General features: G+C 65.7%; 11 protein-coding genes. 5 read left to right on the top strand and 6 right to left on the bottom strand.

The window, feature by feature from the left end; translation table 11 throughout:
- Positions 1-106: 106 nt before the first annotated feature.
- The 4 genes from Q0Q36_RS21240 to Q0Q36_RS21225 form a co-directional block, all read right to left on the bottom strand.
- Positions 107-1,378, bottom strand: coding sequence for an RNA polymerase sigma factor (locus Q0Q36_RS21240; protein WP_293801210.1), 1,272 nt, complete (start codon positions 1,376-1,378; stop codon positions 107-109).
- A 50-nt stretch (positions 1,379-1,428) separates the two neighbouring features.
- Complete coding sequence (locus Q0Q36_RS21235; RefSeq protein WP_293801208.1) at positions 1,429-1,854, bottom strand: YciI family protein; 426 nt, start codon at positions 1,852-1,854, stop codon at positions 1,429-1,431.
- A 72-nt stretch (positions 1,855-1,926) separates the two neighbouring features.
- On the bottom strand, positions 1,927-2,349 hold the full coding sequence (locus tag Q0Q36_RS21230; RefSeq protein ID WP_293801206.1) for a YciI family protein: 423 nt from the start codon (positions 2,347-2,349) through the stop codon (positions 1,927-1,929).
- Positions 2,350-2,531: 182 nt separating this feature from the next.
- Positions 2,532-3,872: a dihydroorotase gene (locus Q0Q36_RS21225; protein ID WP_293801204.1), complete on the bottom strand. Its 1,341-nt coding sequence runs from the start codon at positions 3,870-3,872 to the stop codon at positions 2,532-2,534.
- 151 nt (positions 3,873-4,023) lie between these two features.
- On the opposite strand from Q0Q36_RS21225, the gene Q0Q36_RS21220 reads away from it, so the two are divergent.
- Genes Q0Q36_RS21220 through Q0Q36_RS21210 form a run of 3 tightly spaced genes read left to right on the top strand, consistent with a single transcriptional unit; the run spans position 4,024 to position 6,193 of the window.
- Positions 4,024-4,923, top strand: coding sequence for a folate-binding protein (locus tag Q0Q36_RS21220; RefSeq protein ID WP_293801202.1), 900 nt, complete (start codon positions 4,024-4,026; stop codon positions 4,921-4,923).
- Positions 4,920-5,564, top strand: coding sequence for a DNA-3-methyladenine glycosylase I (locus Q0Q36_RS21215; protein WP_293801200.1), 645 nt, complete (start codon positions 4,920-4,922; stop codon positions 5,562-5,564). The genes Q0Q36_RS21220 and Q0Q36_RS21215 overlap by 4 nt, the downstream gene beginning before the upstream one ends.
- On the top strand, positions 5,564-6,193 hold the full coding sequence (locus Q0Q36_RS21210; protein WP_293801198.1) for an HD family hydrolase: 630 nt from the start codon (positions 5,564-5,566) through the stop codon (positions 6,191-6,193). The genes Q0Q36_RS21215 and Q0Q36_RS21210 overlap by 1 nt, the downstream gene beginning before the upstream one ends.
- On the opposite strand, the gene Q0Q36_RS21205 is transcribed toward Q0Q36_RS21210, so the two are convergent.
- Positions 6,168-7,361, bottom strand: coding sequence for a pilus assembly protein TadG-related protein (locus tag Q0Q36_RS21205; RefSeq protein ID WP_293801196.1), 1,194 nt, complete (start codon positions 7,359-7,361; stop codon positions 6,168-6,170). The genes Q0Q36_RS21210 and Q0Q36_RS21205 overlap by 26 nt on opposite strands.
- Between Q0Q36_RS21205 and Q0Q36_RS21200 the strand changes: the two genes are divergently transcribed.
- Positions 7,348-7,755 (top strand): hypothetical protein, encoded by a 408-nt coding sequence (locus Q0Q36_RS21200; RefSeq protein ID WP_293801194.1) that lies wholly within the window; start codon positions 7,348-7,350, stop codon positions 7,753-7,755. The two genes, Q0Q36_RS21205 and Q0Q36_RS21200, sit on opposite strands and share 14 nt — an antisense overlap.
- Before the next feature lie 14 nt (positions 7,756-7,769).
- A complete protein-coding gene (gene aceB, locus Q0Q36_RS21195) occupies positions 7,770-9,377 on the top strand; it encodes a malate synthase A (RefSeq protein WP_293801192.1) in 1,608 nt (535 codons plus the stop codon).
- A 67-nt stretch (positions 9,378-9,444) separates the two neighbouring features.
- Here aceB and Q0Q36_RS21190 read toward each other — a convergent pair whose 3' ends face one another.
- Entirely contained in the window at positions 9,445-9,606 is a 162-nt protein-coding gene (locus Q0Q36_RS21190) for a hypothetical protein (protein ID WP_293801190.1), read from the bottom strand.
- Positions 9,607-9,643 lie beyond the last annotated feature (37 nt).

Raw genomic sequence — 9,643 nt, 5'->3', positions numbered from 1 at the left:
GGTCCGCGCCAAGGGCTTCACCTATGCCGATATCGGAAGGGGCATCGCCGCGCCCGAAGGCAAAGAAGCCGAAAGCGCCGCCTGAGCAAGGGCGCGAGGCCGGACCTCACAGGCGCGCAGCGCGCTCCTTCGCCGCCCGCTCTTGCATCAGCGCACGCTCCCGGGCGTTCTGCGTGAGCACGACTGCGGCCTCGAAAGCCTCCGCCGCCTCCTGGTGGCGGCCGAGTTTGGCGAGCAGGTCGCCGCGCACGCCCGGCAGCAGGTGGTAACGTTTCAGCGCAGGCTCCCCGGCCAGAGCCTCGACCAGGGCAAGCCCGGCTTCCGGCCCTTCCGCCATGCTGACCGCCACGGCGCGGTTGAGTGAGACGACCGGCGACGGCGTCACCTGCCCGAGCACGGTGTAGAGCGCGACGATCCGCTTCCAGTCGGTCTCTTCGGCGGTTCGGGCGCGGGCATGACAGGCAGCGAGCGCGGCCTGCAACAAATAAGGTCCCGGCGCTGCGCCGGCGAGCAATTGTGCCCGTTCCAGCCCGGCAAGGCCGCGCCCGATCAGCAGACGGTCCCAGCGGGCGCGGTTCTGGTCGAGCAGCAGGATCGGCTCGCCATCGGGGCCGACCCGCGCCCTGAGCCGCGAGGCCTGCAATTCCATCAAGGCGACGAGGCCATGAACCTCCGGCTCGCCAGGCGCCCGCGCCGCCAGGATGCGCCCGAGCCGCAGCGCCTCCTCGCACAGGCCCGGCCGAACCCAGTCCTCGCCGGCCGTGGCCGAATAGCCTTCGTTGAAGATGAGATAGATGACCTCCAGCACCGAGGCGAGACGCTGGCCGAGCTCGACACCGGCCGGGACCTCATAGGGAACCTGGGCTTCGCTCAGCGTCTTCTTCGCCCGCACGATGCGCTGCGCCATGGTCGGCTCCGGCACCAGGAAGGCCCGCGCGATCTCGTCGGTCGTGAGCCCACCGAGCAGCCTGAGCGTCAACGCGATCCGCGCCTCCTTGGGCAGCACCGGATGGCAGGCGGTGAAGATCAGGCGCAGCAGGTCATCGCCCACCTCGTCGTCGAGCGCCTCGTCGATATCCGGCATCGCCGGCCCTTCATTGTCGATATCGCGGCCGATCTCGTCCTGCTTGCGCCGGGCCATGATCTCGTGGCGGGCTGCGTCGGCGGCGCGATGCTTGGCGACCTGCATCAGCCACGCCGCGGGATTGCGCGGAACGCCCTCTTCGGGCCACTGTTTGAGTGCCGCAACCAGCGCGTCCTGCGCCAGCTCCTCGGCCCGGCCGACATCGCGCGTCAGCCGCGCAAGGCCCGCGATCAGCTTCGGCGACTCCATGCGCCAGACCGTCTCGATGGTGCGGTGTGCATCGCTGCCCGACATGGGAAGCGATACACACCATCAGCCCATCGGCTGGCAAGCGGGTCGATCGCTCAGCCCTGGCCCTCGGACTCGGCCTTGAGTCGGTCCCACTGCGCCGCGGTCTCCGGCGTGACGATCTCGCCGAAATCGGCCAGCTCGAACAGCGGTCGGATCTCGATCTCGGACGGGCCGGGCATCGGGTTGGGGCAGCGCTTGACCCAGGCGATCGCCTCGTCGAGCGACGCGCATTCCCACAGCCAGTAGCCGGCGACCAGCTCCTTGGTCTCGGCGAAAGGCCCGTCGACGACAGCGCGCTTGGCGCCGTCGAACTGGACGCGGGCGCCCTTCGAGCTGGGCTGCAAGCCGTCGCCGCCCTTCATGATGCCGGCTTTCACCAGCTCTTCATTATAGGCCATCATCGCCTCGAGCAGCTCCTGGGTCGGCGGAGCGCCGGCTTCGCTGTCCTTCGTCGCCTTGACCATCACCATGAAACGCATCGGTTTTCTCCTGTGAGAGACGGGGGCTTAGCCCGCACCGTCCGCTGAATTGGATTTGGGATATCGGCCGGCTTAGCCGGAGCGCTTCTCGAATTCGGCGCGCAGGTTATCCTTCCGCTCGCGCCGCTCCGGCGTGACCAGCTCTCCGAAATCCTCCATCTCGAAGACGGGCCTGAGCTCGATCTCGGTTCCCCCGTCGAAAGGCGCGCGCTTCAGCCACTCGACCGCCTCCTCGAAGGACTTCACCTGCCAGAGCCAGAAACCGGCGAGCAGCTCCTTGGTCTCGGCGAAGGGGCCGTCGGTGATCGACCGCTCGCTGCCGGAAAAGCGCATGCGCAGCCCCTTGGAGGTCGGCTGCAGGCCCTCGGCCGCGAGCAGGATGCCGGCCTTGATCAGCTCCTCGTTATAGACGCCCATCTTCGCAAAGACCTCCGGATCCGGCATCACGCCGGCTTCGCTGTCCTTGCTGGCCTTGACCAGAACCATCACTCGCATCGGTCTTCTCCTTGGGTTTGGGAGAACCGGGCAGCTCCGGCGCGGACCGCCGAAACCCGTTCTCTGACTGCACGTCGAACGGGCGCGGCTGGAATCGACAGCGCCGGAAATCTTTTTTCGATTTTTTTGCGGAGCCGCCCGCGCGCTCGTCCAGAGCGGAACGCAGGCGGCGCCGATCCGTTTCAGGCGCTACGCGGCAGTGCCTCCAGGAAGCGGGCCGGCTCGCCCTGCGAGGGGGTCGTCAATTCGCCCTCCCACATCACCTTGAGCCCGCGCACGAAGGTGCCGACCGGCCAGCCGGTGACGGTGACGCCGTCATAAGGCGTCCAGCCGCATTTCGAGGCGCTCCATTCCTTGGTGATCGTCTCGCGGCGCTTGAGATCGACGATGGTGAAATCGGCATCGTAGCCCACCGCGATCCGGCCCTTGCCTTCCAGCCCGAAGATGCGCTGCGGCCCGGCGCTGCTGAGATCGACGAAGCGTTCCAGCGTCAACCGGCCAGCATTCACATGGTCGAGCATGATCGGCACCAGCGTCTGCACGCCCGGCATGCCGGAATGGCTCGCCGGATAGGGATGGTGTTTCTCCTCATGCGTATGCGGCGCGTGGTCGGAGCCGAGCACGTCGACGATACCCTGCTCGACGCCCCACCAGATGCGCTGGCGGTGGCTATCGTCGCGGATCGGCGGGTTCATCTGGGCGTAAGTGCCGAGCCGCTCGTAGCAGTCTGGCGCGACCAGCGTCAGGTGGTTCGGCAACACCTCGACGGTGGCGACATCCTTATGGTCCTTCAGGAAGACCATCTCCTCGCCCGTCGAGATATGCAGGATATGGACGCGCGCGCCGGTCTCGCGGGCGATCCGCACCAGCCGCTTCGTGCAGGTCAGCGCCACCTCGGGTGAACGCCAGACCGGGTGGCTCGACGGATCGCCCTCGACGCGCAACGGCATCCGCTCGCGCAGCATCATCTCGTCTTCGGAATGGAAGGCGGCGCGCCGGCGCGTGCGCTTCAGGATCTCGGCGACGCCCTTGTCGTCCTCGACCAGCAGGTCCCCGGTCGAGGAGCCCATGAACACCTTGATGCCGGCCGCACCCGGGAGCCGCTCCAGTTCCGGAACGTCGGCCGCGTTCTCATGCGTGCCGCCGACCCAGAAGGCGAAATCGCAATGCATGCGATGGCGCCCGCGGCTGATCTTGTCGGCCAAAGCCTCCGGCGTCGTCGTCTGCGGAATGGTGTTCGGCATCTCGAAGACGCAGGTCACGCCGCCGAGCGCCGCCGAGCGCGAACCGCTCTCCAGGTCCTCCTTGTGGTCGAGTCCCGGCTCGCGGAAATGCACCTGCGAGTCGATCACGCCGGGCAGGATGTGCAGGCCGGTGCAATCGACGGTCTCGCCGGCCGAGGCCTGCGAGAGATCGCCGAGCGCCATGATCTTGCCGCCGGTAACGCCGACATCGCGCGCGACGCGGCCATCCTGGTTCACCACCGTGCCGCCCTTGAGGATGACGTCGTAAGTCTGGGGCATGGCGTGTCTCCGGGAGGTTGAGCAAAGACTGGATGCAGCCTACCTATCGGCCAACGCGCCGTCCCGGAAGCCCAAACAGTTTTCGGGTGGCGCCCTCATCCCCATTCGGCTGACGAGCCTCGGCCCGACATCAGAACTGGAACGGCTGCCCATGTCCGCAACCCGATTGATCGATCGCGGGGTCATCCGCGTCAGCGGCGATGACGCGCGCGACTTCCTGCAGAACCTCGTGACCAACGATCTCGACCCGGTCGTGCCCGGGCAGGCAGGCTATGGCGCGCTGCTGACGCCGCAAGGCAAGATGATCTGCGATTTTTTCATCCTCGCGCTGGCGCCGGAGGATGGCGGTGGCTTCCTGCTCGACACGCCCCTGCTCCAGACCGCCGACCTGATGAAACGCCTGAAGCTCTACAAGCTGCGCGCCAAGGTGGCGCTGGAGGATCTCACCGAGAAGAGCGCCGTGCTCGCCTCGGCCGATGGCGCGCCGCTGCCCACTGACGCCGGTTTTGTCTATGACGACCCGCGCCTGCCGGTGCTTGGCCAGCGTGCCATCGCCGATCGCGAGGGCATCGAGGCCCTCGTCACCGCCGAGCCGGAGGCCTATCACGCCCGCCGCATCGCGTTGGGCATCCCCGCCGGCGGGCGCGACTTCGCCTATGGCGACACCTTCCCGCACGAGGCGCTGCTCGACCAGCTCGGCGGCGTTTCTTTCAAGAAGGGCTGCTATATCGGGCAGGAAGTTGTCTCCCGCATGCAGCATCGCGGCACGGCCCGCACCCGCGTCGTGCCGATCGTCTTCGATCAGGGCATCGCGACCGAGACCGGCGCCGAGGCGACGGCCGGCGGCAAGCCGCTCGGCACCATTGGCTCGGCAGCGAACGGCCGGGCTCTCGCCCTGCTCCGGCTCGACCGGCTGGCGGATGCGCTCGCCGCCGGCACGGAACCTCTCGGCGGCGGCCTCGCCTTCCATCTCGCGGAGAAGCCCGATTTCATCCGCTTCCCCTTCCCCGGCGAAGCGGGCTTCGGCGCCGCCGCAGGAGCTGCCCTATGAGCGACGCCGTCATCGCCAGCGAAGAGCGCATCGCGATCCAGGGTGCGGACGGCAAGTTCCGCTGCCGCTGGCCGGGCACCGACCCGCTTTATATTGCCTATCACGACACCGAATGGGGCGTGCCGGAATACGATTCCCGCGCGCTCTGGGAGAAGCTGATCCTCGATGGCTTCCAGGCCGGTCTGTCCTGGATCACCATCCTCAGGAAGCGCGACGCCTTCCGCGCCGGCTTCGCCGGTTTCGAGCCCGAGGAAGTCGCCCGCTTCACCGAGGCTGATGTCCAGCGCCTGCTCGCCGATCCCGGCATCATCCGCCATCGTGGCAAGATCGAAGGCACGATCAAGAGCGCGCAAGCCTATCTCAGGCTGAGCGAGCGCGAGCCCTTCGCCGATTTCCTCTGGAAGCATCTCGACGGCCGCGTGCTGCAGAACAGCTACCGGACGCAGGGCGAAGTGCCGACCCAGACCAAGGTGTCCGAGGCGGTCTCGAAGGAGCTGAAGAAGGCCGGCTTCACCTTCTGCGGCCCGACCATCGTCTACGCCTTCATGGAGGCCTGTGGGCTGGTCAATGACCACCTCACCGGCTGCTTCCGCTGGAGCGAATGCGCCGCGCTCGCCCGCGATTCGCGCCCCGCTGCCTGATGGTCCGTAAGCCCGAACCGCCACGCGCCTGGCAGCGTATGCTCTCAGGGCGCCGGCTCGACCTGCTCGACCCCTCACCGCTCGATATCGAGATCGAGGACATCGCCCATGGCCTCGCCCGCGTCGCCCGCTGGAACGGGCAGACGCGCGGCGCCCATTCCTTCTCGGTCGCGCAGCACTCCCTGCTGGTCGAGGCGATCGCCGCCCATCTCAATCCGGAATGGGGTGACGACTGGCGCCTGATGGCGCTGCTGCACGACGCGCCGGAATACGTCATCGGCGACATGATCTCGCCGTTCAAGGTGGTGATGGGCGACGCCTACAAGAGCGTGGAACTGCGCCTGCTGGCGGCGATCCACCTGCGCCTCGGCCTGCCGGCCGCGACGCCTGCCGCCCTCAAGCGGAAGATCAAGGAGGCCGACACCATCGCTGCCTTCTTCGAGGCCACGCGTCTCGCCGGCTTCGGCCGGGAGGAAGCCCTGAAATTCTTCGGCCGGCCGCAGGCGCTGCCGGCCGAAGTTCTGGCCTGGCTCGATCCGCTCGAGACCGAGGCGGCGCAGACGCGCTTTCTGGCGCGCTTCGCTGCCCTCGGCGGGGCCGGGATTACTGCGTCAAACGCACCGAGCTGATCTCACCGGCGATCTGCTTGAAGATCGGGCTGAGCTGCGAAGCGGCCGTCACCTCGTAATACATGCTCGAACTGGAGGCGCAATTCTTCAGCAACGTCGCGTTACCGTCCATGACACGGATAGTGTAGACATTGACCCCCGCTGCTTTGATGTTGGTGCAGGCGAGCGTTGTCCGCGCATCGACGGCTGGGCTGGAATCCGAACCATTTCCATCCCAACGATTTTTTGTGTTATCACCGTCGGTCAGCAGGATCATGTACTTCTTGAGCTGGGGCGTTGTTGCCGGCTTCGCTTCGGTGAAGGGGGCATTCGGGCTCAGCGTCGCCATGCCCCAGATTGCGCCGATCGTGATGTTGGTCGCGCCGGTCGGCTGCATCGAATTGATCTGGTTGTTCAGGGTCGTCCAGTTGCTGGTCAATCCCAGAACCTTCGCCTGCGAGGACGGCGAATACATGTCGCAGAAATCAGCCGGATACATCATCGCATTGCTGCCACTGGGCGTGTCATCAGTGACGTCATAGGATTTATCGCGATCCGTCACACAACCCTGCCAAGTGGACTTGGTGATCGGAGTGACCGTTGTCGTACAGGCATATGGCCAACGACTGCTGCAGCTCTGCGTCGTCTGCGTCTGGTCCCAGCGCAGCCATGAGGAATCCTTCAAGCTGGTGTCGAGGATCACGCGGGTCGAGAACGGAACGATCGATATCCTGATCTGGTCTGTCGACTGGGTGGCGTCCTTCATGATCTGGACGAGATCGAGCGAAGCCTGCTTCAGTGCGGCCATCTTGCCGTTCTGCGACATCGACCCGGTATTATCGAGCACCAGCGCGAGCTCGATCGTGTTGGTTCCCCAGGTCGACTGGCTGCTGCTGCCGACCGGCAGCGCGGTCTTGCCGAGAATGTTGGAGATCGTCGTCGGCACGCTGGCGGCAGCGTCGATCTTGATCGTCCGCGCCGTGCGATCGATCGTCACGGTGGCACCGGTATATTGGCCTTTCACGTCGGCAGGCAGGTTGTCGCTGATCCAGGCGTTGACGCGGGCGATCACCTGCGCGTCCGTCAACTTCTGGGCGTCACGCGCCGCCATCAGCGCCGCCGAGTCGATTGCCGAATTGAGGGCCTGGCGGGCATTGCTGGCGCGGGAATAGTCGATGGCGACGCCCATCACGCCCAGCAGCGGAACCAGCGCGAGCCCGAACATCATCGCCACGTTGCCGCGCCGATCCTCGCCGAAGCGCCTGAACATCCCAGGCAGGGAGCCGATTTTCATCATCTGTCTCATCCAGAGCCGGATTGCCGCATTCGACCCTGGAAGCGTTGGCGGCCGGAGCTTACGAATTACTGAAATCGATTTATGGAAGTCGTGCCTATCTGCACATTTTGACGCGAAAGACTCTGCCGTTACGTCATTATGCGTTTACCGCGGCCGCAATACAACCATTGAGAGCATAAACGGCATCGTGCTCGAAAACAGGATTATTCTCGACAGAGAACAAGTGATCGTCATTTTTTCCGGATTTTGCAAAGCGCAATTTCACGGAATGATGGCTTCAACCTGATCGGAGGACCATCCATGTCGGACACCCCCACTCTCGCACTGCCGGCCGGCGTCGTCGTCAAGGGCGCCCTGCAGCCCGGCTTCGAGCAGATCCTCACCACTGAGGCGCTCGCATTCGTCGCCGACCTGCATCGCCGCTTCAACGAGACGCGCAAGCGCCTGCTCGCGCTGCGTGCCGAGCGCCAGAAGCGCTTCGATGCCGGCGAGACGCCGGACTTCCTGGCCGAGACCAGGCATATCCGCGAGGGCGACTGGACCGTCGCGCCGATCCCGGCCGACCTCCTCGACCGCCGCGTCGAGATCACCGGCCCCGTCGACCGCAAGATGATCATCAACGCGCTCAATTCCGGCGCGAAGGTTTTCATGGCCGATTTCGAGGATGCCTCCTCGCCGGTCTGGGCCAACATGATCGAAGGCCAGATCAATCTCCGCGACCGTTGGGCGAACAAGATCGACTTTACCGATCCGTCGAACGGCAAGGACTACAAGCTCAAGGACAAGCCCGCCGTCCTGATCATCCGCCCGCGCGGCTGGCATCTGCCGGAGCGCCATATCGAGATCGACGGCGAGGAAGCCTCGGGCTCCCTGGTCGATTTCGGCCTCTATGTCTTCCACAACGCCAAGGCTGCGCTGGCCGCCGGCTCCGGCCCGTATTTCTACCTGCCGAAGCTGGAGAGCCATCTCGAGGCGCGGCTCTGGAACGACGTCTTCGTCGCCGCCCAGTCGGCGCTCGGCCTCAAGAACGGCACGATCAAGGCCACCGTCCTGATCGAAACCCTGCCCGCAGCCTTCGAGATGGACGAGATCCTCTACGAGCTGCGCGAGCACATGGCCGGCCTGAATTGCGGCCGCTGGGACTACATCTTCTCCTTCATCAAGAAGCTCGCCCGCAACAAGGCCTATGTCCTGCCGGACCGTTCGCAGGTCGTGATGTCCAAGGCCTTCCTGCGCGCCTATTCGCTGCTGCTGATCAAGACCTGCCACACGCGCGGCGCCTTCGCGATGGGCGGCATGGCGGCGCAGATCCCGGTCAAGAACAACCCGGAAGCCAATGCCGCCGCCTTCGCCAAGGTCAAGGCCGACAAGGAGCGCGAGGCCAGCGACGGCCATGACGGCACCTGGGTCGCTCACCCCGACCTCGTCCCGGTCGCGATGGAGGTCTTCGACCGGCTGATGCCGCAGGCCAACCAGCTCGGCAAGAAGCGCGAGGACGTGAGCATCGGCGCGAAGGACCTGCTGGAAGTCCACCAGGGCACCCGCACCGAGGAAGGCTTCCGCGAGAACATCCGCGTCGGCGTCCAGTATATCGAAGCCTGGCTGCGTGGCCGCGGTGCGGTGCCGATCTACAACATGATGGAGGACGCCGCGACTGCAGAGATCAGCCGCGCCCAGATCTGGCAGTTCTGCCAGTACGGCGTCGATCTCGACGGCGGGGTCAAGGCCGACGCGGCCCTGTTCAAGCGTTGCCTGCCCGAGGAGATGGAGCGCGTGAAGGGCGAGCTCGGGCCTGAGAACTATGCCAAGGGCCGATTCCCCGAGGCGATCGCGCTGTTCGAGACGCTCTCGCTGGCGCCGAATTTCGAGGACTTCCTCACCGTCCCGGCCTACGCCAAGCTGAACTGAATTCGGCTCCGATCGATGACTTCGAAAGGGCGTCGCGGCATCGCGGCGCCCTTTTCATTTGCGTGACTCAGTGCAGATGCCACCAGACGCGCGCGCCGATAAGGATGGCGAGCAGGACGACCGAGCCGAACAGATGCAGCAGGTCTGCCTTCCAACCGCCGGCCGAAACGCCGCGGACATGCCGGTAGATTGCTTCCCGGCGGCGGCGATAGGCGCCGATTGTGGTCATGGGAACCTCCATCCGGTTCACAGCGGGCGTCGCGATG

Origin of the sequence: uncultured Allobosea sp. (assembly GCF_945957345.1) — a bacterium.
GTDB lineage: Bacteria > Pseudomonadota > Alphaproteobacteria > Rhizobiales > Beijerinckiaceae > Allobosea.
The sequence above is the reverse complement of the archived record's forward strand: the minus strand, read 5'-3'. Positions and strand labels throughout refer to the sequence as shown.

What these genes read in the sequence shown, in the direction of transcription:
- Q0Q36_RS21240 (WP_293801210.1), bottom strand. Translation starts at nt 1,378, where the DNA reads ATGTCGGGCAGCGATGCACACCGCACCATCGAGACGGTCTGGCGCATG.
- Q0Q36_RS21235 (WP_293801208.1), bottom strand. Translation starts at nt 1,854, where the DNA reads ATGCGTTTCATGGTGATGGTCAAGGCGACGAAGGACAGCGAAGCCGGC.
- Q0Q36_RS21230 (WP_293801206.1), bottom strand. Translation starts at nt 2,349, where the DNA reads ATGCGAGTGATGGTTCTGGTCAAGGCCAGCAAGGACAGCGAAGCCGGC.
- Q0Q36_RS21225 (WP_293801204.1), bottom strand. Translation starts at nt 3,872, where the DNA reads ATGCCCCAGACTTACGACGTCATCCTCAAGGGCGGCACGGTGGTGAAC.
- Q0Q36_RS21220 (WP_293801202.1), top strand. Translation starts at nt 4,024, where the DNA reads ATGTCCGCAACCCGATTGATCGATCGCGGGGTCATCCGCGTCAGCGGC.
- Q0Q36_RS21215 (WP_293801200.1), top strand. Translation starts at nt 4,920, where the DNA reads ATGAGCGACGCCGTCATCGCCAGCGAAGAGCGCATCGCGATCCAGGGT.
- Q0Q36_RS21210 (WP_293801198.1), top strand. Translation starts at nt 5,564, where the DNA reads ATGGTCCGTAAGCCCGAACCGCCACGCGCCTGGCAGCGTATGCTCTCA.
- Q0Q36_RS21200 (WP_293801194.1), top strand. Translation starts at nt 7,348, where the DNA reads ATGGCGACGCCCATCACGCCCAGCAGCGGAACCAGCGCGAGCCCGAAC.
- Q0Q36_RS21205 (WP_293801196.1), bottom strand. Translation starts at nt 7,361, where the DNA reads ATGGGCGTCGCCATCGACTATTCCCGCGCCAGCAATGCCCGCCAGGCC.
- aceB (WP_293801192.1), top strand. Translation starts at nt 7,770, where the DNA reads ATGTCGGACACCCCCACTCTCGCACTGCCGGCCGGCGTCGTCGTCAAG.
- Q0Q36_RS21190 (WP_293801190.1), bottom strand. Translation starts at nt 9,606, where the DNA reads ATGACCACAATCGGCGCCTATCGCCGCCGCCGGGAAGCAATCTACCGG.